The sequence below is a fragment of the Actinosynnema sp. NPDC023587 genome (assembly GCF_040640215.1).
Taxonomy (GTDB): domain Bacteria; phylum Actinomycetota; class Actinomycetes; order Mycobacteriales; family Pseudonocardiaceae; genus Actinosynnema.
This window is the reverse complement of sequence record NZ_JBFABG010000003.1, coordinates 302,200-325,921: the sequence shown is the minus strand read 5'-3', so window position 1 is coordinate 325,921 and position 23,722 is coordinate 302,200. Positions and strand designations below refer to the sequence as shown.

Sequence of the window (23,722 nt, the reverse complement as noted above, 5' to 3'; positions counted from 1 at the left end):
GAACCGGGCCGTGAGTTCGCGTGCCCACCTCGTACCGGCGGCACTGGCGGTCTGGGCGACCGCTCTGGCCGGTCTGCTCTGGACGTGGTGGGCGGGCGTCGCCATCGGTCTCACGATGGCGGTGGTGGGCGGTGTGGCCCTCCGCAGGTGGCCACCGGCCGCCGTGGCGATCGCGGTGGTCGGGCCGGTGGCGGCGTGCTGGATCGGCGCGCAGCTACACGAGTCGGCGCACCACCCGCTCCGCTCGGCGGCCGGTCACGGTGGCCTGACGGCGGTGCGACTCGAACTGTCCGACCGGCCGCGTGGTCTGCGGGCCGCCGGCTTCGGGTCGCGGGCCGGCGGGGTCGACCTGGTCCTCATCCGGGCGGCGGTGGTGGACGACGGCGGTCGGGTGGTGGTGCTCGCTCCGGCACCAGCTTGGCAGGAACTGCTTCCCGGGCAACAGGTCCTGGCTCGCGGCACGCTCGCACCGGCGAAATCCGGGGAGCTCACCGTCGCGATGCTGCGGGTCCGGGGCCCGCCGCGCGAGGTCACCCCAGCACCCGTGTGGCAGCGGGCGGCGGAGGCGTTGCGGGTGGGACTGCGGGACGCGAGCGGCACGCTGGACCCGGAACCCGCCGGGTTGCTGCCCGCGCTGGTCGTCGGCGACACGTCGGGCCTGTCGCCCCGGGTGGTGGACGAGTTCCGCACCTCGGGCCTGGCGCACGTGCTGGCGGTCAGCGGGGCCAACTTGGCCATCCTGTGCGGCGCGGTGCTGTTGTTGTTGAGGCTACTGCATTTCGGGCCACGGGGATGCGCGGCGGGCGGGATGGCGGCGCTGGTCGGGTTCGTGGTGTTGGCCGGTCCGGAGCCGAGCGTGCTGCGGGCGGCGGTGATGGGCGCGGTGGCACTGCTCGCGCTGGTGCTGGGGCGGGAGCGGTCCGCGCTGCCCGCGCTGGCCGCCGGGGTGGTCGTGCTGGTGTTGCACGATCCGCAGCTCGCGGTGGATCCGGGATTCGGGCTGTCCGTCGTGGCGACGGCGGCGCTGGTGCTGCTCGCGCCGCAGTGGTCCGGCGGGCTGCGCGACCGGGGCGTGCCGGTCGGGTTGGCCGAGGCGCTGGCGGTGCCGGCGGCGGCGCACCTCGCCACGGCTCCGCTGGTCGCCGGGATCTCCGGGCAGGTGAGCCTGGTCGCGGTCGCGGCGAACCTGCTGGTGGCACCGGTCGTGGCACCGGCCACGGTGCTCGGGGTGCTGGCGGCGGTGGTGGCACAGGTCCACCTCGACACGGCGCGGTTCGTGGTCGAGGTGGCAGGGCCGGCCGCGTGGTGGCTGATCACGGTCGGACGGCACGCGGCGGCGGTGCCCGGTGCGGCCGTGGCGTGGCCCGAGGGCTGGACGGGAGGGCTGTTGCTGGTCGGCGCGGTGGTGGTGGCGTACGGCGTGTTCCGGCTGCGGCGGCTGCGGGTGCTGGTCGTCGCGGTGGCCGCCGGGGTGGCCGTCGTGCTGGTGCCGGTCGGGGTGGTCGCGCCGCGCTGGCCGGTGCCGGGCTGGGCCGTGGTGGCGTGCGACGTGGGCCAGGGCGACGCGGTCGTCCTGGCCACGGCCGAGCGCGACCGGGCGGTACTGGTCGACACCGGGCCGGACCCGGGTCCGGTGCTGGCCTGCCTGTCCAGGTTGGGAGTACGGCGGGTGCCGCTGGTGGTGCTGAGCCACCTGCACGCCGACCACATCGGCGGGCTGGCGGGGGTCTTGGCGGAACGGGGTGTCGGTGCGGTGGCCGTGGGGCCGTCGCGACAACCGGAGTGGGCGTGGAAGGAGGTGACGGCACTGGCGCGGAGCGCCGGGGTCGAGGTGGTCGAGCTCGGGCTCGGGCAGCGGTTGAGCTGGCCGGGATTGGAACTGGAGGTGCTGGGGCCGCGCGTGGTTGCGCGCGGGGACGAGAACACGGCGGTCAACGACGCCTCGGTGGTGGTGCGGGCGACCACGGCCGCCGGGCGGGTGTTGCTGACCGGCGACGTCGAGTTGGCCGGGCAGGCGGCGCTGCTCGGTGGGCACGTCGATCTGCGGGCCGACGTGCTGAAGGTGCCGCACCACGGGTCGCGGTACTCGTCGCCGGAGTTCCTGGCGGCGGTGCGGCCTCGGGTCGCGCTGGTCAGCGTCGGGGCCGACAACCGCTACGGCCACCCCAGTGGGGTGCTGGTCGACGCCTTGGAGCGCGAGGGGGCGTTGCTCTCGCGCTCGGACCGGGATGGCGACACCGCCGTCCTGCCGGGGCCGGAGGGACCTCGGGTCGTCCGGCGCGGCGAACCGCTGACCAACGGCCGCTGACAAACAGCCGCTGACCAACGGCGGCTGATGAACGAACCTGCCCGGTCGAGCGACCGGGCCGAACGAGAGGAGCACGATCATGAATGACCGGAACACCTGGGTCCGGCTGCACACCGGTTGGTCGCCACGGGAACTGGGATGGGCGTTGTGGCAGCCCGGCTATGCCGCCCACCCGTGGCCGAACTCGGAATTGCGGCCGTCGTTCGAGTTCTACCTCTGCGAGGACCTGTCGATCGGCGGCCGGGGGATCGTGGCGCGGGCGACCGTCACGAAAACCGTGGGCACCGTGTCCGTCGCCTCACCGCAGGATGCCTACCAGGAGATCGCCGACGCGTTGTTCGACGACGACCTGGCGATCGCGCCCGAGGACTGGCGGGCCAACCGGTACAACGGGCACAAGGCGGCGTCGCCGTGGCCGCAGCAGCTCACCGCGTGGCGGGCCGAGACCGAGGAGGTCGGGCCGTTCCTGCTGCCCGAGCTCTCGTCGTTCCCGCGCACCGGGTGGCTGCGGGTGCCGGACATCGTGTTGTGACCCGGGGGTCGGCGCGATCGGCCCGCGCGCCAGGTGTCCTCGACGGACGGTCGTGGCGCGCGAGCCGGCCGGGCGTGGTCAGTTCTTCAGCGCGTTCAGCACGGCCTCGGCCGAGGGCGGCACGTTGGCGCGGGGACCGACGCGGTTGCCGAGGGCGTCGAGGGTCTTCAGGCCGTCGCCGGTGATCAGCAGCACGGTCTCGGCGTCCGGGTCGAGCTGACCGGTCTCGATGAGCTTCTTCGCCGTGGCGACGGTCACGCCGCCGGCCGTCTCGGCGAAGATGCCCTCGGTGCGGGCCAGCAGGCGGATGCCCTCGACCACCTCGTCGTCGGTGACGTCATCGATCGCGCCGTTGGTGCGGCGGACCGCGTCCAGCACGTACGGGCCGTCCGCCGGAGCGCCGATCGCCAGCGAGCGGGCGATGGTGTCCGGGCGGACCGGGGTCACCACGTCCTGGCCGGACTTGAACGCCGCCGCGACGGGGGAGCAGCCGGTGGCCTGGGCTCCGAACACCCGGTACGGGGTGGGCTCGACCAGACCGAGCTCGCCGAACTCGCGGAAGGCCTTGTCGACCTTGGTCAACTGCGAGCCGGAGGCGATGGGCACCACGATCTGGTCGGGCAGCCGCCACCCCAGTTGCTCGGCCACCTCGTAGCCCAGGGTCTTCGAGCCCTCGGCGTAGTAGGGGCGGACGTTGACGTTGACGAAGGCCCAGTCCTCGTGCTCGGCGGCCAGTTCCTGCGCGAGGCGGTTCACGTCGTCGTAGTTGCCGTCGACGGTGATCAGGTCGCCGCCGTAGACGGCGGTCATGAGGATCTTGGCCTGCTCCAGGGAGGAGGGCACCAGCACGACCGACTGCCAGCCGGCGCGGGCGGCGGCGGCGGCGACGGCGTTGGCCAGGTTGCCGGTGGAGGGACAGGCCAGGACCTTGAAGCCCAGCTCGCGGGCGGCGGCGAGGGCAACACCGACGACGCGGTCCTTGAACGAGTGGGTGGGGTTGCCGGTGTCGTCCTTCACCCACACCTTGCGCACGCCCAGGGCCTTGGCGAGGCGGTCGGCCTCGACCAGGCGGGTCGCGCCGGGGTTGGTGTTGGGGTGCGACTCGACGTTCGAGGGCACCGGGAGCAGGCCGCGGTAGCGCCAGATCGACCGGGGGCCCGCCTCGATGTCCTCGCGGCGGACGCGGCCGAAGTCGTAGGCGACTTCCAGCGGCCCGAAACACTCAAGACAGGCGTACTCGGGCGCGAGCGGGGTCTCGTGACCGCATTCGCGGCACGACAGGGCACGAGCCGGACCGAGGTCGAAGGAGGTGGTGGCCGGAGGCACACTGACAGCAGTCATCGCGAGGTATCTCCTCATCTTTCCCGCGTCGCGGGTCGGAATTGGCACCGTGGTCGTCGCAGCGGACGCTGCGCGACGGGTTGCCGGGGCTTCTTCGGGCCGATCCCTCTGCCCCTCTGGATGAGCGGTATTCAGTTGTGCCCCCAACCTACGGCACGATCCCGACCCGCAGCCAGATCCGTCCACCAACCGGGCGCGATCCGGGGCGTGGGAGGATCGCCCCCGTGAGCGCTCCCGCAGTCACCCCGGGCCCCGTGCACCTGGTCGTCGGTGAGGAAGAGTTGCTGGTCGAGCGGGCAGTGCGCGGTGCGCTGGTGCTGGCTCGCCAAGGCGATCCGCAGGCCGACCTGACCAGGGTCAAAGTGACTGATCTCACCCCTCCTGAGCTGGCCGAACTGGTCAGTCCGTCGCTGTTCGCGGAGGGGCGGGTCATCGCTCTGGAGTCCGCGCAGGAGGCGGGCAAGGAGATCGCCGAGGCGGTCATCGCCTACGCCAAGTCGCCGGCGGACGGGGTGGTCCTGGTCGTCGTGCACACCGGTGGCGGGCGCAGCAAGGTGGCCAAGGAGCTGCCCGCCGCGCTGCGCAAGGCCGGGGCGGTGGTGACCGAGTGCCCGAAGATCACCAAGGCGGCGGAGCGCGAGGCGTTCGTGCGCAACGAGATCCGTGCGGCGGGCGGCAAGTCCGACCCGGAGGCGGTCGGGGCGCTGATCGAGTCGGTGGGGTCGGACCTGCGGGAGCTGGCCGCGGCGGCGTCGCAGCTCGTGTCGGACACGGGCGGCAAGATCGACGCCGACGCCGTCCACCGCTACCACCGGGGGCGGGCCGAGGTGACCGGGTTCGCGGTGGCCGAGAAGGCCGTCGCGGGCGATCGGGGCGGGGCGTTGGAGGCCTTGCGCTGGGCGCTCCAGACCGGGGTGCCGCACGTGCTGGTCGCGGACGCGTTGGCCGACGCGGTGCGGACCATCGCGCGGGTGTCCGCAGCCGGGCGCGGCGACCCGTTCAAGCTGGCCGGTGAGCTGGGCATGCCGCCCTGGAAGGTGAAGAAGGCGCAGGGGCAGGCGCGGGGCTGGGACGGCGACGGGCTCGCGGTCGCCATGTCGGTGGTCGCGGACCTCAACGCCGACGTGAAGGGCGTGGCCGCCGACTCGGGGTACGCGCTGGAGCGGGCTGTGCTGAAGATCGTCGCGGTCTACCGGCGGCGTTGAGCGGCCGACGTGGCGGGCGTTCGGCCGGTGCCCAGTGCCCAGTGTCCGGTGCCCGTGCGGCGGGAGTGGCGGCAAGTGGCGGGAGTGGCGGGAGTGGCGGCAAAGCGAAGCGCCGCGCCCTCCGGGGGAGGGCGCGGCGCTTCGGGAGCCTGCGTCAGATCCGGGAGATCAGATCTGGTTGGCGCGCCGGGCCAGGGCCGACTTCTTGTTGGCGGCCTGGTTGGCGTGGATCACGCCCTTGGTGACGGCCTTGTCGAGCTTGCGCGAGGCTTCGCGGGCCAGGGTGGTGGCCTTTTCCTTGTCGCCCGCCTCGGCGGCCTCACGGAACTTGCGGATCGCGGTCTTCAGCGACGACTTGACGGCCTTGTTGCGCAGGCGCGCCTTCTCGTTCGTCTGGATCCGCTTGAGCTGGGACTTGATGTTAGCCACGCGAAAGCCACCGTTTCCTGGTCTCTGGGTCGTATCGCGCTGTGATCGGCCCCACCCGAGGTGGGCTTCCTCCATTGCGGAATGCCGCGCGATAGCGCTGTAGAGGCTATCAGGCGGCTCGCCGTGGTCGGCACCAGTCCTCGGGCGGGTAAAACAGTACATCCGTCCGGTTAAGCTGATCGGGTGATGACCGCTCTTGACTGGCCCGGGTTCGGGCAGGTGTCGCTCGCCGGTCTCCTCTTCCTCTGCGCGGCCGCCGCCCTCGCCGGTGCGGTCGACGCGGTGGTGGGTGGGGGAGGTCTGATCCAACTGCCCGCGCTGTTGCTGGTCGGGCCCGGTGGGCAGCCGCTCTACGCGTTGGCCACGAACAAGGTCGCCGCGGTGGTCGGCACGGCTTCCGCGGTCGGGACGTACGCGCGGCAGACGTCGATCGACTGGGCGTCCGCGATCCCGATGGCGGTCGCGGCGTTCGCCGGTGCCACGGGCGGTGCGGCGTTCGCGGGGGCGTTGGAGCCCGGTGTGCTCAACGGCGTGGTGTTGGTCGCGCTGGTGGGGGTCGGGCTCTACACGTGGCGCAAGCCGGACCTCGGGGTGGCCGAGACGCCCCGGTTCGGGCGGGCCGCCCGGATCGCCGTGATGGCGACCGGTGGCGCGGTGGTCGGGTTCTACGACGGGCTGGCCGGTCCGGGTACCGGTGCCTTCCTGGTGTTCCTGCTGGTGGGCCTGGTGGGGTTCGCGTTCCTGCGGGCGTCGGCCACCGCCAAGATCGTCAACGTCGCGACGAACCTGGGCGCGCTGCTCTACTTCATCCCCACCGGCAAGGTGCTGTGGGGCCTCGGGCTGGTGCTGGCCGTGTGCAACCTCGGCGGCGCGGTGTTCGGGGCGCGGCTGGCGGTGCGGCGGGGGTCCGCGTTCGTCCGCCGGGTGTTCCTGACCGTGGTCGTGGCGCTCGTGGTCAGCCTGGGGTGGAAGGCGGCGGTTGGATGATCTTGAACGTCGCGCCCATCGGGTCGCCCAGGGTGGCGAACCGCCCGGCCGGCGAGTCGGCGACCGCACCGACCGGGATGCCGCCCAGCTCGCGCGCCCTGGCCAGGGACTCGTCCACGTCGGACACCTGGAAGTAGGTCATCCAGTGCGCCGGGATCTCGGCCGGGATGCTGGCGTCCATGCCGAACACGCCGCCCACAGTGTGGCCCTCGACCTGGAGCTGGGTGTACGGGAAGCCCGGTAGCGGCTCCAGGTCGAACTCGAAGACCTCGCGGTAGAACGCGGTCGCGCCGTCCGGGTCGCGGGTGGCCAGCTCGTTCCACACCACCGCGCCCGGCTCGTTCACCACGTACGCGCCGATGTGCTCGCCCGCCTCCCACAGCCCGAAGGCCGCGCCGGTCGGGTCGACCGTGATCGCGCCCCGGCCCGGTCCGCCGGTGTCGAACTCGGCCACCAGCACCTTCCCGCCGGCGGCGGCGATCCGCTCCAGGCTCTCGTCGAGGTCGTCAGTGGCCAGGTAGGTCGTCCACACCACCGGGAACATCACGTCGGGCGGCATCTCCCCGAAGCCCGCCACGGGTCGTCCGCGCACCAGGGCCATCGTGTAGTGGCCGGTCTCCGGGCCGCCCACCTCGAAGTCCCAGTCGAACAGCGCGCCGTAGAACTCCATCGTCGCTTCGCGGTCGGTGGTCATCATGTCCACCCACGCGGGGGTGCCCGGCGCGTATGGCGCGTTCAGCTCGCTCATCCAGCCAACAGTCGCACCGGGCGCGGCGGGTCGCTAGTTGATCATCGGGTCCCGGGAGCCCCGCCGACGGGGTCGAGGCATGGCGCGCAACGCTTTCCCCGGTGAAAAGCCCGCCCGGCCGTCTCCCCCTGGAAACGGCCGGGCGGGCGCGAGGCCGGCGTCATTCGTCCGGCGGGTCCTCCGGGTCGCGTGGTGGGGCGTCCTTGCGGGGCCTGCCCCGCCGGGGCGGGGCGGCGGCCCCGGCCGGGAGCCGGGCGCTCTCGGCCAGCGCCCGGCGGAGCAGGAACTCGATCTGCGCGTTGGTGCTGCGCAGTTCGTCGTTCGCCCACCTGGTCAGCGCGTCGTGCACGGCGGGGTCGAGGCGGAGCAGGACGCTCTTGCGCTCGCCCACGTCAGTGGTACAGCGAACCGGTGTTCACGACGGGTTGGGTGGACCGGTCGCCGCACAGCACCACCAGCAGGTTCGACACCATGGCCGCCTTGCGCTCCTCGTCCAGTTCCACCACGTCCTTCTCGGCCAGCTTGGCCAGTGCCAGCTCCACCATGCCGACCGCGCCCTCCACGATCCGCGACCGGGCCGCGACGACCGCGCCCGCCTGCTGCCGCTGGAGCATCGCCTGGGCGATCTCCGGGGCGTAGGCGAGGTGGGTCAGCCTTGATTCGATCACCTTCACGCCGGCCGACTGCACCCGGGCCGCGATCTCCACCGACAGCGTCTCGGTGATCTCGTCCGCGTTCTCCCGCAGCGACAGACCGGTCTCCTCGTGGTTGTCGTACGGGTAGCTGGTGGCGATGTGCCGGACGGCCGTCTCGGTCTGGATGCCGACGAACCGCACGAAGTCGTCCACCTCGAACTTGGCCCGCGCGGTGTCGTCCACCTGCCACACCACGACCGCCGCGATCTCGATCGGGTTGCCGTCGGCGTCGTTGACCTTCAGCGCGGCTGTCTCGTGGTTGCGAATCCTGGTCGACACCTTCACCTTCGTGGTGAACGGGTTCGCCCAGCGCAACCCGTCCCGGCGGGCGGTGCCGGTGTAGCGGCCCAGGAACTGGAGCACCCGCGCCTCGCCGGGCGCGACGGTGAACAGCCCATGGCCGGTGACGAAACCCGCTGCGGCGATCAGCGCACCGCCGACGACCAGCACCACGTTCGGGCCGGAGTCGGCCGTGAACCCGAGCACGCACCCCGCGACCCCGCCCAGGACCAGTACCGCCGAGACGCCCAGCGCGGCCCAGCCGGACACCTCCGACGCCTCGCGCTCACGCACGGCCGGTGCGGGCATCCGCACGATCACATCGGTTGTCGCGTTCATCGTTTCCACCCCTCGTTCGTCTATCTCGTGCTTAGCAAAGTGATATCACTTTTTGCGCGCCGCAGGCAAGCCGGCGGCCCAACGCGGACCGAAGCTGTCCGCGATGGGCACTAGCGTCGACCGCATGACCGAGGTCCTGAGCCGCCGCGCCGTCAACCGCGCCACCCTGACCCGCCAGTTCCTGCTGGAACGCACCGAACGGCCGGTCGCCGACGTCGTCACCCACCTCGTCGGGCTCCAGGCCCAGACCTCGCACACCTGGTACACCGGTCTCTGGTCGCGGATCGCCGGCTTCCGCCCCGAGCAGGCCGCCGACCTGCTGCTGGACCGCGACCTGGTCCGGATGGCGCTGATGCGGTCCACCATCCACCTGGTCACCGCTGCCGACGCGCTCGCGCTGCGCCCGCTCGTCCAGCCCGCGCTGGACCGCGACCTGTTCCACAACCACACCCACGGCAACGACGTCTGGGAGCTCGACGTCGACGCCGTGGTCGCCGCCGGGCGGGCGATCCTGGCCGAACGCCCCCGGACGAACAAGGAACTCGGCGGGCTGCTGCACGAGACCTGGCCCGACCGCGCGCCCGCCGCGCTCGCCTACGTCGTCCGCTGCCGGGTGCCGCTGGTCCAGGTCCCGCCGCGCGGTCTGTGGGGCCGCAGCGGTCCGATCGCGCACACCAGCGCGGAGACCTGGCTGGGCGAGCCCGTCACCGACCGGATGTCGGCGGGCGAGCTGGTCCGCCGCTACCTGGCCGCGTTCGGCCCGGCCACCGTGCGGGACGTCCAGACCTGGGCCCGCCTGTCCCGGCTGCGCGAGGTGGTCGAGGAACTGCCGCTGGTCCGGTTCGCCGACGAGGACGGCCAAGAACTGTTCGACCTGCCGGACGCCCCGCGTCCCGACGAGGACACCCCGGCTCCCGTCCGGTTCCTGTACGACTTCGACAACCTGCTGCTGTCCTACGCCGATCGCCGTCGCGTGGTGACCGACGAGGTGAAGGCGCGTCAGTACGCCCCGCACGGCCCCGTGCCGCAGTTCTTCCTGGTCGACGGTCTGACCGCAGGCGACTGGCGGGTCGAGCGCACCAAGGAGCGGGTCACGCTGGAACTGCGGCCGTTCCACCGGTTGCCCGACGCCGAGGAGGCGGAGCGGGAGGGTTCGGCGCTGCTGAAGTTCCTCGCACCGGACGCGCCCGCGCGGGACGTCCGAATCCTGCGCTGACACCGGAGCCGAACCGCCGGCGCGCCGGCGCGTCCTGACCGGTATGGGGATTGCCATTCGCACACCGATGGAAGCCGACTCGCCGGAGGTCGTCGACGTGCACGTCAAGGCGCGCCGCAGCTACTACGCGGGCCACCTGCCCGAGTCGGAACTGGCCGAGTGGGAGACGTCGGTCCGCGCCTCCGGCTACCGCTTCGACAGCCCCGGCCTGGTGTGGCTGTGCGCCGACGTCGACGGGGTCGTGGCCGGGTTCGCGCTGGTCAAGGGCGACGAACTGCTCCAGGTCCAGGTCGCGCCGGCGTTCTGGGGCCGGGGCGTGGGCGGCGCGTTGCACGACGCGTGCGTCGCGGTGTGGCGGGACGCCGGCAGCACGACCGCCCGCTTGGACGTGTTCGAGCCGAACGCCCGCGCCCGCCGCTTCTACGCCGCCAAGGGGTGGCGCGAGGAGCACGTGGGCGAGGGGCCCCACCCGCACGTCCGAATGGTCTTCGACGTGCCGCCGCCGGTCTGGGTGCCGCCGCCAACGCGGTGATCAGCGACGGCACGTCGCGGGACACGCACGCCGTCGACGCCGCCGCGATCGCGTCTCCTCATCCCTCCGGCTGGTTCGTGGGCCGCCGAAAGCGTTCTGCTCGCATGATCGGGGTCGCCGGGGTGGCGGCGACGGCCATGGCGTGATCGGCTCAGGGGATGGAGGTGCTGAGCAGTCGTGTGTTGTTGAGGTCGCGGGACCCGGAGCGGGCCCGCGCGTTCTACCGGGACGTGCTGGGGCTCGCCGTGTACCGGGAATTCCCCGGCGGCACGGTGTTCTTCCTCGGCAGCGGGTTCCTGGAGGTGTCCGGGCGGTCCGACGACCGGCCCACGGACGCCGTCCAGCTCTGGCTCCAGGTCCGCGACCTGCGCGCGGCGGCGGCCGAACTGGCCGCCCACGTGGTGCGCGAGCCGCGCCGGGAGCCGTGGGGACTGGACGAGATGTGGATCGCGGACCCCGACGGGGTGCGGATCGCGCTGGTCGAGATCCCGCCCGAGCACCCGCTACGCCGGGACGTCCGCGAGTAGCCCGACGGCGGCCGGCAGCACCCCGCCGCGCTGGTGCGACGACGTGCGCACGTCGGTGAAGCCGGCCGCCTCGACTTCCTTGACCAGGTCGGACTCGGACACGTCCACCGACGCCGCGTCCTGACCGGTGTGCGCGGCGGTGCTCCCCCCGCAACTCCACCTCACCCGCCTGTTCGCCCACCTTGCCGCGCGGGTGGCCGAACGCCACGTCGAACGCCCGGAGTCGTGACCCGGCCAACCTCTGTCCACAGTGGACGAAGAGTCGGTGTCGGCGGCGTGCCGCCGGGGAAGCGGCGCGCCGCTTCCCCGGCGGCGGGCGGGGTGGGGCTAGCGCCAGCCGAGCCCGCGCAGGGCGTCCACGACCAGCGAGAACCGCTCCGGCTCCAGCACCGAGCCCTCGCGGCGGATGTCGTCCTCGTCCAGTTCGAAGACGCGGTCCAGGCGGAGGTAGGAGTCGCGGCCGTCGCGGTCCCAGCGGCCCGTGCCCAGCGGCACGAACTCGGCCACCTCGTGCCGGTCGGGGGCCTTGCTGGTCAGCATCAGCGCCAGCAGCGTCCGCCGGTGCCGGCCCACGACCAGCAGGGGGCGGTCCTTGCCCCGGTCCGGGTCCTCCTCGTAGGGCACCCAGGCCCAGACGATCTCGCCCGGGTCGGCCAGGCCGTCCAGGTCGGGGGAGTACTCCAGGGACGCCGCCGCAGCGGCCGAGTGGACCTCGCGCACCGCGCCCTTGACCGGACGCGGGTCATCACCGTTCGTGTGCACGGCGGGACAGCTTATGGCTTCGGTCACGCCCAGGTGGAACAGCAGGTCGGCAGGACGTGAGAGGATGAACCGATCCCCCCTGTCCGTCCCGTGCGAGGAACCTGAGTGAGCACGTTCGCCGATCAGACGTTCACGCCTCCGGAGCTCATCCGGAACTTCTGCATCATCGCGCACATCGACCACGGCAAGTCGACCCTGGCCGATCGCATGTTGCAGCTCACCGGCGTGGTCGAGGGGCGGGCGATGCGCGCGCAGTACCTCGACCGCATGGATATCGAGCGCGAGCGCGGCATCACCATCAAGGCGCAGAACGTGCGCCTGCCGTGGCAGCTCGACGGGCAGGACCACGTCCTGCACATGATCGACACGCCGGGTCACGTCGACTTCACCTACGAGGTGTCGCGGGCGCTGGAGGCGTGCGAGGGCGCGGTGCTGCTGGTCGACGCGGCGCAGGGCATCGAGGCCCAGACGCTGGCCAACCTGTACCTGGCGATGGAGAACGACCTCACCATCATCCCGGTGCTGAACAAGATCGACCTGCCCGCCGCGGACCCGGACAAGTACGCCAAGGAGCTCGCGCACATCGTCGGCTGCGAGCCCGACCAGGTGCTGCGGGTCTCCGCGAAGACCGGGCTGGGCGTCCGCGAGCTGCTGGACGAGGTCGTGCGCCTGGTGCCCGCGCCGGTCGGCGAGGCGGACGCACCGGCCCGCGCGATGATCTTCGACTCGGTGTACGACACCTACCGGGGCGTGGTCACCTACATCCGGGTCGTGGACGGCCGCATCACCCCGCGCGAGCGGATCAGGATGATGTCCACCGGCGCGACCCACGAGCTGCTGGAAGTCGGCATCATCTCGCCCGAGCCCAAGCCCAGCCGGGGCCTGGGCGTCGGCGAGGTCGGCTACCTGATCACCGGCGTGAAGGACGTCCGCCAGTCCAAGGTCGGCGACACCGTGACCTGGGAGAAGAAGGGCGCGACCCAGCCGCTGGCCGGGTACCGCGAACCCCGGCCGATGGTCTACTCCGGGCTGTACCCGGTGGACGGCTCGGACTACCCGGAGCTGCGCGAGGCGCTGGAGAGGCTCCAGCTCAACGACGCCGCGCTGACGTTCGAGCCGGAGACCTCGGCGGCTCTGGGCTTCGGCTTCCGCTGCGGCTTCCTCGGCCTGCTGCACCTGGAGATCACCCGCGACCGGCTGGAGCGCGAATTCGGGCTGGACCTGATCTCCACCGCGCCGAACGTGGTCTACCGGGTCGTCATGGAGGACGGCACCGAGCACGTGGTGACCAACCCGTCCGACTGGCCCGACGGCAAGCGGGCCGAGGTGTACGAGCCGATCACCAAGTGCACGATCATCGCGCCCAGCGACTACATCGGCGCGATCATGGAGCTGTGCCAGTCCAAGCGCGGCCAGCTCGGCGGCATGGACTACCTGTCCGAGGACCGGGTCGAGCTGCGCTACACCATGCCGCTCGGCGAGATCATCTTCGACTTCTTCGACGCGCTGAAGTCCCGGACCCGAGGATACGCGTCGTTGGACTACGAGGAGTCCGGCGAGCAGGACGCCGAGCTGGTCAAGGTCGACATCCTGCTCCAGGGCGAGCCGGTGGACGCGTTCAGCGCGATCGTCCACAAGGACTACTCCTACGCCTACGGCACCCGGATGGCCACGAAGCTGCGCGAGCTGATCCCGCGCCAGCAGTTCGAGGTGCCGATCCAGGCGGCCGTCGGGTCGCGGGTGATCGCCCGCGAGACCATCCGCGCCATCCGCAAGGACGTCCTCGCCAAGTGCTACGGCGGTGACATCACCCGGAAGCGGAAGCTGCTGGAGAAGCAGAAGGAAGGCAAGAAGCGGATGAAGATGGTGGGGCGCGTGGAGGTGCCGCAGGAGGCCTTCGTCGCCGCGCTGTCGACCGACGACTCGGGCAGGGACAAGAAGAAGTAACGCTTCGCCGAACTCCGGCCCGACCTGCGGCGCGGGCCGGTCGGGTGCGCTCACCATGGTGGGCGGTTACCCGGTCGTAGGGGGACGGTGTGGAGTACGCGTTGAAGGGCTACCTGGACGGGCGGCTGGCCCCCGACCGGTTCGCGATCCGGTACGTGATCCACGGGTCGTCGGGGACGACCGAGGCGAGCTTCGCGGGGACCGGCGAGTACCGGTTGAGCTCCACCGTGACCGCCGATCACCGGCCGCGCTCGTTCATCGGGCGGATGGGCGCGCACGACGTGCGCGAGCTCGCCCTGGTGGCGCTGCGGGCCGGGTTGTGGCGGGCGTCGCACGTCGGTGCGGCGGCGGTGGAGGCCCCGGAGACGCGGATCGACGTGACGGCGGGGGAGCAGATTTTCTCCGTGGTGCTGTGGACGTCGGAGGCGACCGGGGTGCGCGCTTTCGACCAGGTCCAGCAGCGGATCCTGCGGCTGGTGCACCGGCTCACCGGCGGTGCCGTGCAGGAGGTCGGGCGCTGATCGGGAATTCCGTGAATTGATCGGCCCGGGTGATCTGCATTCCGCTTGTCCCCTTTAGTGGGAACGCGTCGAATCAACAGTGGAATAGCTCCTCCCCTCTGCCATGGTTGGCGAAACAACCGGAAAGGGGGGATCATGACCGTCATGCAACATGACATCGGCGGGCGTCCCTACACGGTCGAAGACCTGGAGGGTGCACCCGATGATGGCCGGCGTCGCGAACTCATCGACGGGGTGCTCTTCGTGAGCCCGGCACCGGGGCTGCGCCACCAGCGGGTGGCGCTCCTGCTCGCCATGGCGTTGGAGAACGCGTGTCCGGCCGGCCTCATGGTGGTGCCCGCACCCTTCTCCGTGCGGTTTTCCCACACGACCGAGGTCCAGCCGGACGTGCTGGTGGCCCGGGACGAGGACCTCACCGACACGCTGCTGCCGTGCGCGCCGCTGCTGGCGGTCGAGGTGCTGTCGCCGAGTTCGGCCTTGCAGGACACGACGCTCAAGAAGTCCCTGTACGAGCGGATGGGCGTGGCGAGCTACTGGGTGATCGACCCCCGGGAGCCGGTGCTCGACGTGTTCGAGTTGACCGCCCGGGGCAGTTATGAATTGGTGTCCGTGGTGAAGGGCGACCAGGCGTTCGAGGCGCTGCGGCCGTTTCCGGTGCGGGTCGTCCCGGTCGAATTGCTCGGCACCCTGAAATGACCGGAGGGCCTTCCGGGACGTCCCCGGCAACCCTCGCGACCGACCGTCGCCGGGTTCGGGGTGGCTTCCGCTACGCGTAGGCGTCCAGCAGGGCCAGGGCGCGGGCGTACTTCGCCAGCAGGCGGTCCTGGGTGGGCTGGTCGAGCGCCGCGAGGCGGGGCGGGACGTGTTGTCGGCGATGTCCGCGCGCTTGACCAGGACCGCCACCGGGTCGGCCGCCACCCGGCGCAGGTAGTCCTCCTGCGTCTCGTCGGGGCGGTGGCTCAGCGCCAGCACCGTGTCCACCACGGGGCGCGGGCAGCCCGCGGCGATCAGGTCCTCGGCCGTGACGCCGGTATCCTCCACGACGTCGTGCAGCACGGCGGCCATCCGGGCGTGCTCGCCGGCCACCCGGCCCATCACCCGCAGCGGGTGGCCGATGTACGGCCGGCCGGACTTGTCGACCTGTCCGTCGTGCGCGGCGCGCGCGATCGTGATGGCGTCATCAACGGTGAACGTCATGCCACTCATGGTCACACCCTTGACAAAGCCCAGTGGTCTAGTCCATTTTGCCAGTGGCCCACGTCACCTGTTGGGCGAGGCCGCCGAATGGAATACGTGGAGGTGGACGTGGCTTCGAAGACTAGACGCGCTCTGGTCGCCGTGCTGGCCGGAGTACTGGCCATGGCGGGCCTGACCTTGGTGGTGGCGGGCAGCGCGTCGGCCGCCAACCTGGTCGCCAACCCCGGCTTCGACGCCGGCAACACCGGTGGCTGGACGTGTTCCAACGCCAGCGCGGTCACCACGCCCAAGCGCAGCGGCTCGCACGCGCTGTCGGGCACGCCGGCCGGTTCGGACAACGCCCGGTGCTCCCAGACCATCGCGGTGCGGCCCAACACCGCGTACAAGCTCTCCGCGTGGGCCCAGGGCAGCTACGTCTACCTCGGTGTCACCGGCACCGGGAGCGGCGACAAGAGCACCTGGACGCCCGGCTCGACCGGCTTCAGCCAGCTCAACATCGACTTCACCACGGGTGCCTCCGCCTCCAACGTCACGGTCTACGTGCACGGCTGGTACGGGCAGCCCGCGTACTTCGTGGACGACGTGAACCTGGACGGTCCCGGCACGCCGCCGACCAGCACCACGACGACGTCGCCCACGAGCACGTCGACCACCACGACGACGACCACCACCACGACCACCACGACGACCACGACGGGCAACCCGGACCCGACGCTGCCGAAGCACGTGCTGACCGGCTACTGGCACAACTTCGACAACGGTTCGCGCCTGCTGAAGCTGGCCGACGTGCCCACCACCTACGACATCGTGGCGGTCGCGTTCGCCGACGCGGTGCCCGCGACGCGCGGCGCGGTGGCGTTCAACCTGGACCCGGTGCTGTCGAGCAAGCTCGGCGGCTACACCGACGCCCAGTTCAAGGCCGACATCCGCACCCTCCAGGGTCGCGGCCAGAAGGTGATCATCTCGGTCGGTGGCGAGAAGGGCACGATCTGGGCCGGTGACACCGCGTCGGCGACGGCGTTCGCCAACAGCGTCAAGACGCTGATCACGAACTACGGCTTCGACGGCGTGGACATCGACCTGGAGAACGGCGTCAACGCCACCTACATGGCGCAGGCGCTGCGCAGCATCCACGCGGGCGGCGGCAAGATCATCGCGATGGCCCCGCAGACCATCGACATGCAGTCGACCGGCCAGGAGTACTTCAAGCTGGCGCTGGCCGTGAAGGACATCCTCACGGTCGTCAACATGCAGTTCTACAACTCCGGCTCGATGCTCGGCTGCGACCAGAAGGTCTACTCGCAGGGCACCGTGGACTTCCTGGTGGCGCTGGCCTGTATCCAGCTCCAGAACGGGCTGCGCCCCGACCAGGTGGGTCTGGGCCTGCCCGCGTCGCCCTCGGGCGCGGGTGGCGGCTACCAGTCCGCGGCCAACGTCAACAAGGCCCTCGACTGCCTCGCCAAGGGCACGAACTGCGGCTCGTTCAAGCCGTCGCAGACGTGGCCGGGCATCCGGGGCGCGATGACGTGGTCGATCAACTGGGACGCGTCCAGCAACTGGGGATTCGCGAACACGGTGGCACCTCACCTCGACACGCTGCCGTGATCTGAGGGGACGCTCCCCGGCACGCCTTGCGGCGGTGTGCCGGGGAGCGTCCCGCTTTCCCGGTGCGGCACGCGGACGCCCAGGGGTCCCGCCGTAACCGGAAACGACTCCGCGCCGTGTTCGCTTCACCACACCGGCCGCACGCGATCCGCGGCGTACTTACCGCTGGTTCCGCCAAATGGCGGGTTATCGTCGTGCCATGCTGGATCGACTCGAAGTGCCGGTGGTCGCCGCGCCGATGGCGGGTGGCGCGTCCACCCCGGAGCTGGTCGCCGAGGTGGGTCGGGCGGGCGGTCTGGGCTTCCTGGCGGCCGGCTACCTGGCCGTGGCGGTGCTCGCCGAGCAGCTCACCGCCACCGCCGCGCTGGCCGGCGAACCGTTCGGGGTCAACCTGTTCGTCCCCGGGCCGAAGTCCACTGTGGACCTGAAGGGCTACCGGGAGCGGGTGCGCGCGCAGTCGCCTGCCGAACCGGGCGAACCGCGCTGGGACGACGACGCGTACGCGGCGAAGCTGGAACTGGTCATGGCCATGCGGGTGCCGGTGGTCTCGTTCACCTTCGGGCTGCCCGACCCGCGCGACGTGGCCCGGCTGCACGCCGCCGGTGCCACCGTCGTGGTCACCGTGACCACGCCCGCCGAGGCCCGCCAGGCCGCGCAGGTCGGTGCGGATGCGCTGTGCGTGCAGGGTTGTGACGCCGGCGGGCACCGGGGCACCTTCGCGGACGACGGCGTGTCCCCGGGCGGCGGGGAGCTGTTCGGCGTACTGGCCGCACTCCGCCTGGTCCGCGCCCGGGTGGACCTGCCGCTGATCGCCGCCGGCGGCCTGGTGCACGGCGCGGACGTGGCCTCCGTGGTCGCGGCGGGTGCGGTCGCGGCGCAACTGGGCACCGCGTTCCTGTCCTGCCCGGAGGCGGGCACCACCCCGGCGCACCGGCAGGCGCTCGCCGACGGCACCCGGCGCACCGCGTTGACCAGGGCGTTCAGCGGACGTCCGTCGCGCGGTCTGGTGAACCGGTTCCTGACCGACAACGGTCCGGCCGCGCCGGCGGCGTACCCGGACGTGCACCACCTGACCAAGCCGGTGCGCGCGACCGGCGACCCGGAGCTGATGTCGCTGTGGGCCGGTCAGACCTACGCGCTGGTCCGACCGGCCCCGGCGGCGGAGGTCGTGGCCCGGCTGCACGCCGAGGCGCGCCACGCCCTTTCCGCGGCGATCACGCGAATTCCGCCGCTGTAGCAACGCTTCGGCGGGTGAGAATGACGGGGTGACGACAGCGCGCGAGCTCGCCGACGACCTGCTGGCCGTGACCCTGGACGCCGATCCGGTCACCGCGACCCTGATGGGGCTGCCCGGCAGGGACGCCGACCTGCCCGACCCGAGCGCGGCGGCGGACCGCGCGCTGTGCCGGCGGGCCGAGGCGATCGTGGCCCGCGCCCGCGCCGGGGACGACGACCCGGTGACCCGCGCGGTGGTGGTGCAGCAGGCGGACGCGCTGGCGCGCAAGCTGGGCGCGAACCTGATCGAGCACACCCACGCCGAGGGCCTGAACGCGCCGGTCGCGCTGCTGCTGGTGGCGTTGCCGCTGGTCCGGCCCCAGAACGGGGCGGCCAGACGGGACTACCTGGCCCGGCTGGCGGGTCTCCCCGGCTACCTGGAGGCGCTGGCGGACCGGCAGCGGGCGTCGGCGCGCCGGCCGATCGCGCACCTGGTGGAGGCGGCGGCGGCCCGGCTGGACCGCCACCTGGCCGAGGAGGCCGACCCGCTGGCGATCCCGTTGCGGGGCACCGAATCCGCCGTGGCGTGCGAGGAGCTGCTGGCCACCGAGGTGCGCCCGGCCTTCGCCCGCTACCGGGACTTCCTGCGGGCCGAGATCGGGCCGCGCGGCCGGTCCGACCGCGAGCCGGGGCTGTGCTGGCTGCCCGGTGGCGGCGAGCTCTACGCGGGCCTGGTGCGGGTCTACACCACCACCGACCACACCCCGCAGCGGCTGCACCAGGTGGGGTTGGACCTGATCGAGGCGCTGGACCGGGAGTACGAGGAGATCGGCGCGCGGGTGTTCGGCCCGATCCCGGCGGCCGAGGTGCGCCACCGGCTGCTGGCCGACCCGGCGCTGCGCTGGCGGACCGCCGAGGAGATGGTGGTGCTGGCGCGGGAGACCGTCGCGCGCGCCGAGCGGGTGGCGGGCGACTGGTTCGGCACCCTGCCGGCGGCCCGGTGCGCCGTCGCGGTGGTGCCCGAGGCGGACGCCCCGAACGCGCCGCTGGCCTACTACGTGGACCCGGCGCTGGACGGCTCGCGGCCGGGCACCTACTTCGTCAACACCCACCAGGCCGAGCAGCGCGACCGGTTCAGCGCGGAGGCCACCGCCTTCCACGAGGGCGTACCCGGCCACCACTTCCAGATCGCGCTGGCGCAGCAGCTCACCGGGTTGCCGCTGCTGCGCCGGTTCGCCTCGATCGAGGCATACCTGGAGGGCTGGGCGCTCTACACCGAGCGGCTGGCCGACGAGATGGGCCTCTACAGCGACGACGTGGCCCGGCTGGGGATGCTGTCGGGCGATTCGCTGCGCGCCGCGCGGCTGGTGGTGGACACCGGCATCCACGCGCTGGGCTGGACCCGGCAGCGGGCGGTGGACTACCTGCGCGCCCACGCGGTCATGCCGGACGTGGACATCTCCTCCGAAGTGGACCGGTACTCCGAGCACCCCGCGCAGGCGCTGTCCTACATGGTGGGGCGGCTGGAGATCCAGCGCCTGCGCGGTGAGGCGGAACGCCGGCTGGGCGACCGCTTCGACATCCGGGCGTTCCACGACCTGGTCCTCGGCGGTGGTCCGCTGCCGATGGCCGTGCTCGCCGACGTGGTCGACGGGTGGTGCGGGTCAGTCGGCTGACGGCGACGACTTCTCCATCGCGGAGTTCCGCTTGCTGTAGGCGAAGTAGATCACCAGGCCGATGCCGAACCAGACCGCGAACCGCAACCAGGTCTCGGGCGCGAGGAAGGTGATCAGCCAGAGCGAGAACACCACGCCCAGGGCGGGCACGACCGGCATCCCCGGCGTCTTGAACGTGCGCGGCAGGTCGGGCTGCCGGTAGCGCAGCACGATCACCGCGACGCAGACGACCACGAACGCCAGCAGGATGCCGATGTTGGTCAGCTCGGCGGCCTCGCCGATCGGCAGGAAGCCCGCGATCAGCGCGGACGCCACGCCCAGCACCCACGTGGTGCGGGTCGGCACGTGCTTGACCGGGTGGGTCTTGGCGAACCACCGGGGCAGCAGGCCGTCGCGGGACATCGAGTAACCGACCCGGGCCGCGCCCATCATGAAGGTGAACAGCACGGTCGTGATGCCCAGCACCGCGCCCACCGAGATGACGATGCCCAGCGCGGGCAGCCCGACGTCGGCGAACGCGGTGGCGAAGGCGCTCTCGGCGTCGACGTCCCGGTAGTTGACCATGCCGGTCAGCACGAGGCAGGCCAGCACGTAGAGCACCATGGAGATGGCCAGCGAGTAGATGATCGCCTTGGGCATGTGCCGCTGCGAGTCCTTGGACTCCTCGGCGGCCGTGCTCATCGCGTCGTAGCCGAACACCGCGAAGAACACGGTGGCCGCGCCGGTGAACGCGCCGGACAGGCCGAACGGGAAGAACGGGTTGTAGTTCTCGGTGTCGACGTGGAACACGCCGACCACGATCACCAGCAGGACGATCGCGACCTTCAAGTACACCAGCACGGTCTCGAACCGGGCCGCGTTCTTCATGCCCATGTTCAGCACGTAGGCGATGAGCAGGCACAGCACCACGGCGAACAGGTTGACCTGGTAGCTGCCCTCGGCGACCCCGCCGGTCTCCGTGCCGGGCGCGCCGAGCATCCACAGCGGCAGGTCGAGCCCGAGCAGGTTGAGCAGTTCGTTGAAGTACCCGGAGATGCCGATCGCGACGACCGCCACGATCGCGGTGTACTCCAGCAGCAGGTCCCAGCCGATGAGCCAGCCGACGATCTCGCCCAGCACCGCGTAGCCGTAGGTGTAGGCGGAACCCGCCTTGGGGATCATGCCGGCGAACTCGGCGTAGGAGAACGCCGCCGCCGCGCTGGCGATGCCCGCGATGAGGAACGAGATCAGCACGGCGGGACCGGCGGTCTTGTTCGCCACGGCCCCGGCGAGCGAGAAGATGCCCGCGCCGATGATGCCGCCGATGCCGATCGCGGTGAGCTGCCACAGGCCCAGGGTGCGGGTGAGCCCCGTCCCCCGGTCCTCGGAGATCTGCTCGATGGGCTTGCGGCGGAACACGCCCGAACCCCGGCCGAAGCCGCCCTGCGCGGAGGTCATTACCTGCTCCCTCGTGATGGTGTGCGGCGAACCGTACGCCCGTCAACCAGGACCGGGTTTGTCTGCTCGGACCACGGCGGGGTCTTTCTCTTGTCCGATCGGACGGTTAGCGGGCCGGCGGGCCAGCAGCACGCCCGCGACCACGACCGCACCGCCGACGACCGTGTTCCACCCGGCGGGCTCGGACAGGAACAGCACTCCGAGCGCCGTCGACCACAGCGGCGTCAGGTAGGTGACCGTGGACGCCACGGTCGGGCCGGCCTCCCTGATGACGTCCAGGTTCAGCACGTAGGCCAGCCCGGTGCCCGCCGCGCCCAGCACCAGCAGCGCCGCGGCGGCGGGCCACCCCGGCCACTCGGGCAGCCCGCCGAGCACCGGCGCGGCGACCGCGAGCTGCGCCGTGCCGCAGGTGATCTGCACCGCCGACAGCGCGCTCGCCGAGTGCGGGCCACCGGAGAAGAACCGCCGGGTGTAGGCGAAACCCGCGCCGTAGCAGAACGTCGCGCCCAGGCACGCCAGGCTGCCCACGAGCACGTCGTCGCCCAGGCCCTCCCACGCGTTGAGCACCACGAGCACGCCGATGAACCCCACGAGGAGCCCGGCCAGCTTCGCCTTGGTGATCTTCTCCTGCGGCACGATCAGCAGCACGAACAGCAGCGTCATCAGCGGTGTGGTCGCGTTGAAGACCCCGGCCAGCACCGAGCTGACCTTCGTCTCGCCGAACGCGAGCAGCGTGAACGGCACCGAGTTGAGCAGCGCGGCCACCACCAGCGCGTGTCCCCACAGCCCCCGGTCGCGCGGCAGTCCTTGGCGCTGCACCGCGCACACCGCCCACAGCGCGACCGCGCCGAACAGGCACCGGAAGAACGCCACCCACACCGCCGGCACACCCGCGTCCACCGCGATCTTGATCAGCGCGAAGCTGCTGCCCCAGATGGCCGACAGCAGCACGAACTTCCCCACCCATGGTTTCCGCACCCGGCGAGACTCGTCCTACCGGGTGCGATGAGTCCAACAAATTGCCGTCCACCCGGTGTGAGTCCTGCTCATGACGCGACGACCACCCGCTGGCCGGTGAGGCGGCGGTGGACGTGGCCGACCTGTTCCTGCTGTCCTGCGGCGGGTGCGAGCGGGGATCGGGACCTCCCTCGTCCCCGGTCTGCTCGCCGCGATGCCGACGCCCGGCCTGGTGCCGGGCCGGGTCCGGCTAGCGGGTGAAGACGATCTTGCCGGCCGTGTCGCCGTCGAGCATGGCCCGCAGGCCCTCTTCGGCGCGGTCCAGCGGCAGGGTCCGGCCGATCCTCGGGCGCAGCCCGTTGAGCGCGCAGAACGCCAGCAGGTCGGCCAGCTCCGCGCGGGTGCCCATGGTCGAGCCGACCACCCGGAGCTGGAGGAAGAACAGCCGCTGCAACTCGGCCGCCGTGGCGTCGCCGCTGGTCGCGCCGGAGACGACCACGATGCCGCCGGGCTTGAGCGACTTCATCGAGTGCGACCAGGTGGCCTTGCCGACGGTCTCGAACACCGCGTCGACGCGGTCGGGCAGGCGCGCGCCGGACTCGAACGACGCGTGCGCGCCCAGCTCCTCGGCCAGCGCCCGCTTCTCCTCGGTGCGCCCGGTCACCCACACCCGCGCGCCCGCCGCCCGGCCGAGCTGGACCAGCGCTGTGGCCACGCCGCCGGACGCGCCCTGCACCAACATCGTCTGACCCGGCCGCAGCCCCGACTTCACGAACAGCATCCGGTACGCGGTCAGCCACGCCGTGCCCATGCACGCCGCCTCGGCGAACGACAGGTCGGCGGGCTTGGGCAGCGCGTTGCGCGCCGGCACCACGACGTGGTCGGCGAACGTGCCCTGGTGCTTCTCGGTCAGCAGCGTGCGGCCCGGGTCCAGGGTCTCGTCGCCGGTCCAGTCCGGCGTGCCGATCACCGAGTGCAGCACCACCTCGGTGCCGTCGTCCAGGACGCCCGCGCCGTCGCAGCCCAGGATCATCGGGAACCGCTCGGGCTTGATGCCCACGCCCCGCAACGTCCACAGGTCGTGCATGTTCAGGCTCGCCGCCCGGACCGCGACCCGGACCCAGCCGGCCGGCACCTCCGGTTCGGGGCGGTCCCCGACGCGCACGGCGGCGAGGGGGTCCTGCGGGCTCGGCTCGGCTGCGTAGACGGCGAACATGGACCGGAACTTACCCAGGGGCGGGGAGTCCGGTGCGGTGAACCACGTCAC

General features: G+C 71.9%; 23 protein-coding genes and 1 riboswitch. Of the genes, 13 read left to right on the top strand and 10 right to left on the bottom strand.

The window, feature by feature from the left end:
* Positions 1-10: 10 nt before the first annotated feature.
* Positions 11-2,308 carry a DNA internalization-related competence protein ComEC/Rec2 gene (locus tag AB0G01_RS10330; RefSeq protein WP_360942230.1) on the top strand — a complete coding sequence of 766 codons (2,298 nt, stop codon included), beginning with the start codon at positions 11-13 and terminating at the stop codon, positions 2,306-2,308.
* Positions 2,309-2,387: 79 nt separating this feature from the next.
* Positions 2,388-2,840: a hypothetical protein gene (locus AB0G01_RS10325; RefSeq protein WP_360942227.1), complete on the top strand. Its 453-nt coding sequence runs from the start codon at positions 2,388-2,390 to the stop codon at positions 2,838-2,840.
* 78 nt (positions 2,841-2,918) lie between these two features.
* Here AB0G01_RS10325 and thrC read toward each other — a convergent pair whose 3' ends face one another.
* Positions 2,919-4,181, bottom strand: a complete 1,263-nt coding sequence (gene thrC / locus AB0G01_RS10320) for a threonine synthase (RefSeq protein WP_360942224.1) — start codon at positions 4,179-4,181, stop codon at positions 2,919-2,921.
* Between the two features lie 11 nt (positions 4,182-4,192).
* A riboswitch (SAM riboswitch) is annotated at positions 4,193-4,308 on the bottom strand.
* A gap of 97 nt (positions 4,309-4,405) precedes the next feature.
* Between thrC and holA the strand changes: the two genes are divergently transcribed.
* On the top strand, positions 4,406-5,386 hold the full coding sequence (holA, locus tag AB0G01_RS10315; protein WP_360942221.1) for a DNA polymerase III subunit delta: 981 nt from the start codon (positions 4,406-4,408) through the stop codon (positions 5,384-5,386).
* 168 nt (positions 5,387-5,554) lie between these two features.
* Here the strand turns inward: holA and rpsT are convergent, their stop codons facing one another.
* Complete coding sequence (gene rpsT, locus AB0G01_RS10310) at positions 5,555-5,815, bottom strand: 30S ribosomal protein S20 (RefSeq protein ID WP_360942218.1); 261 nt, start codon at positions 5,813-5,815, stop codon at positions 5,555-5,557.
* 186 nt (positions 5,816-6,001) lie between these two features.
* Between rpsT and AB0G01_RS10305 the strand changes: the two genes are divergently transcribed.
* Entirely contained in the window at positions 6,002-6,802 is an 801-nt protein-coding gene (locus AB0G01_RS10305; RefSeq protein ID WP_360942215.1) for a TSUP family transporter, read from the top strand.
* On the opposite strand, the gene AB0G01_RS10300 is transcribed toward AB0G01_RS10305, so the two are convergent.
* From AB0G01_RS10300 to AB0G01_RS10290, 3 genes are all read right to left on the bottom strand, one after another.
* Positions 6,771-7,550 carry a VOC family protein gene (locus AB0G01_RS10300; protein WP_360942212.1) on the bottom strand — a complete coding sequence of 260 codons (780 nt, stop codon included), beginning with the start codon at positions 7,548-7,550 and terminating at the stop codon, positions 6,771-6,773. The genes AB0G01_RS10305 and AB0G01_RS10300 overlap by 32 nt on opposite strands.
* Positions 7,551-7,710: 160 nt before the next feature.
* Positions 7,711-7,941, bottom strand: coding sequence for a hypothetical protein (locus AB0G01_RS10295; RefSeq protein ID WP_360942209.1), 231 nt, complete (start codon positions 7,939-7,941; stop codon positions 7,711-7,713).
* 1 nt (position 7,942) lies between these two features.
* Entirely contained in the window at positions 7,943-8,863 is a 921-nt protein-coding gene (locus AB0G01_RS10290) for an SPFH domain-containing protein (RefSeq protein WP_360942206.1), read from the bottom strand.
* A gap of 124 nt (positions 8,864-8,987) precedes the next feature.
* Between AB0G01_RS10290 and AB0G01_RS10285 the strand changes: the two genes are divergently transcribed.
* The 3 genes from AB0G01_RS10285 (at position 8,988) to AB0G01_RS10275 (ending at position 11,138) form a co-directional block, all read left to right on the top strand.
* Positions 8,988-10,079, top strand: coding sequence for a winged helix DNA-binding domain-containing protein (locus AB0G01_RS10285; RefSeq protein ID WP_360942204.1), 1,092 nt, complete (start codon positions 8,988-8,990; stop codon positions 10,077-10,079).
* A 67-nt stretch (positions 10,080-10,146) separates the two neighbouring features.
* Positions 10,147-10,611, top strand: coding sequence for a GNAT family N-acetyltransferase (locus tag AB0G01_RS10280; protein ID WP_360942201.1), 465 nt, complete (start codon positions 10,147-10,149; stop codon positions 10,609-10,611).
* A 158-nt stretch (positions 10,612-10,769) separates the two neighbouring features.
* The gene (locus AB0G01_RS10275) at positions 10,770-11,138 is read left to right on the top strand and encodes a VOC family protein (protein ID WP_360942198.1); all 369 of its coding nucleotides are present in this window, start codon (positions 10,770-10,772) and stop codon (positions 11,136-11,138) included.
* Here the strand turns inward: AB0G01_RS10275 and AB0G01_RS10270 are convergent.
* Positions 11,115-11,303 (bottom strand): hypothetical protein, encoded by a 189-nt coding sequence (locus AB0G01_RS10270; protein ID WP_360942195.1) that lies wholly within the window; start codon positions 11,301-11,303, stop codon positions 11,115-11,117. The genes AB0G01_RS10275 and AB0G01_RS10270 overlap by 24 nt on opposite strands.
* A 162-nt stretch (positions 11,304-11,465) precedes the next feature.
* Positions 11,466-11,900, bottom strand: coding sequence for a type II toxin-antitoxin system PemK/MazF family toxin (locus AB0G01_RS10265; protein WP_360942192.1), 435 nt, complete (start codon positions 11,898-11,900; stop codon positions 11,466-11,468).
* Between the two features lie 105 nt (positions 11,901-12,005).
* Here AB0G01_RS10265 and lepA point away from each other — a divergent pair, with 105 nt between their 5' ends.
* From lepA to AB0G01_RS10235, 6 genes are all read left to right on the top strand, one after another.
* Positions 12,006-13,847, top strand: coding sequence for a translation elongation factor 4 (gene lepA, locus AB0G01_RS10260; protein ID WP_360942189.1), 1,842 nt, complete (start codon positions 12,006-12,008; stop codon positions 13,845-13,847).
* A gap of 89 nt (positions 13,848-13,936) precedes the next feature.
* Positions 13,937-14,368: a hypothetical protein gene (locus tag AB0G01_RS10255; RefSeq protein WP_360942186.1), complete on the top strand. Its 432-nt coding sequence runs from the start codon at positions 13,937-13,939 to the stop codon at positions 14,366-14,368.
* Between the two features lie 135 nt (positions 14,369-14,503).
* Positions 14,504-15,064, top strand: coding sequence for a Uma2 family endonuclease (locus AB0G01_RS10250; protein WP_360942183.1), 561 nt, complete (start codon positions 14,504-14,506; stop codon positions 15,062-15,064).
* Positions 15,065-15,673: 609 nt separating this feature from the next.
* A complete protein-coding gene (locus AB0G01_RS10245; protein WP_360942180.1) occupies positions 15,674-17,170 on the top strand; it encodes a glycosyl hydrolase family 18 protein in 1,497 nt (498 codons plus the stop codon).
* Positions 17,171-17,369: 199 nt separating this feature from the next.
* Positions 17,370-18,407, top strand: coding sequence for a nitronate monooxygenase (locus AB0G01_RS10240; RefSeq protein WP_360942177.1), 1,038 nt, complete (start codon positions 17,370-17,372; stop codon positions 18,405-18,407).
* A gap of 28 nt (positions 18,408-18,435) precedes the next feature.
* Positions 18,436-20,061, top strand: a complete 1,626-nt coding sequence (locus AB0G01_RS10235) for a DUF885 domain-containing protein (protein WP_360942174.1) — start codon at positions 18,436-18,438, stop codon at positions 20,059-20,061.
* On the opposite strand, the gene AB0G01_RS10230 is transcribed toward AB0G01_RS10235, so the two are convergent.
* From AB0G01_RS10230 to AB0G01_RS10220, 3 genes are all read right to left on the bottom strand, one after another.
* Complete coding sequence (locus AB0G01_RS10230) at positions 20,050-21,498, bottom strand: amino acid permease (RefSeq protein ID WP_360942171.1); 1,449 nt, start codon at positions 21,496-21,498, stop codon at positions 20,050-20,052. The genes AB0G01_RS10235 and AB0G01_RS10230 overlap by 12 nt on opposite strands.
* A 42-nt stretch (positions 21,499-21,540) precedes the next feature.
* Positions 21,541-22,461, bottom strand: coding sequence for a DMT family transporter (locus AB0G01_RS10225; protein WP_360942168.1), 921 nt, complete (start codon positions 22,459-22,461; stop codon positions 21,541-21,543).
* Positions 22,462-22,705: 244 nt separating this feature from the next.
* The gene (locus tag AB0G01_RS10220) at positions 22,706-23,671 is read right to left on the bottom strand and encodes a zinc-binding dehydrogenase (protein WP_360942165.1); all 966 of its coding nucleotides are present in this window, start codon (positions 23,669-23,671) and stop codon (positions 22,706-22,708) included.
* Positions 23,672-23,722: the final 51 nt, after the last annotated feature.

Bases quoted from the DNA above. Each gene is read 5' to 3' on its own strand.
- AB0G01_RS10325 (WP_360942227.1), top strand. From the start codon at position 2,388: ATGAATGACCGGAACACCTGGGTCCGGCTGCACACCGGTTGGTCGCCA.
- thrC (WP_360942224.1), bottom strand. From the start codon at position 4,181: ATGACTGCTGTCAGTGTGCCTCCGGCCACCACCTCCTTCGACCTCGGT.
- AB0G01_RS10305 (WP_360942215.1), top strand. From the start codon at position 6,002: ATGACCGCTCTTGACTGGCCCGGGTTCGGGCAGGTGTCGCTCGCCGGT.
- AB0G01_RS10300 (WP_360942212.1), bottom strand. From the start codon at position 7,550: ATGAGCGAGCTGAACGCGCCATACGCGCCGGGCACCCCCGCGTGGGTG.
- AB0G01_RS10290 (WP_360942206.1), bottom strand. From the start codon at position 8,863: ATGAACGCGACAACCGATGTGATCGTGCGGATGCCCGCACCGGCCGTG.
- AB0G01_RS10285 (WP_360942204.1), top strand. From the start codon at position 8,988: ATGACCGAGGTCCTGAGCCGCCGCGCCGTCAACCGCGCCACCCTGACC.
- AB0G01_RS10280 (WP_360942201.1), top strand. From the start codon at position 10,147: ATGGAAGCCGACTCGCCGGAGGTCGTCGACGTGCACGTCAAGGCGCGC.
- AB0G01_RS10275 (WP_360942198.1), top strand. From the start codon at position 10,770: ATGGAGGTGCTGAGCAGTCGTGTGTTGTTGAGGTCGCGGGACCCGGAG.
- AB0G01_RS10250 (WP_360942183.1), top strand. From the start codon at position 14,504: ATGACCGTCATGCAACATGACATCGGCGGGCGTCCCTACACGGTCGAA.
- AB0G01_RS10240 (WP_360942177.1), top strand. From the start codon at position 17,370: ATGCTGGATCGACTCGAAGTGCCGGTGGTCGCCGCGCCGATGGCGGGT.
- AB0G01_RS10230 (WP_360942171.1), bottom strand. From the start codon at position 21,498: ATGACCTCCGCGCAGGGCGGCTTCGGCCGGGGTTCGGGCGTGTTCCGC.
- AB0G01_RS10220 (WP_360942165.1), bottom strand. From the start codon at position 23,671: ATGTTCGCCGTCTACGCAGCCGAGCCGAGCCCGCAGGACCCCCTCGCC.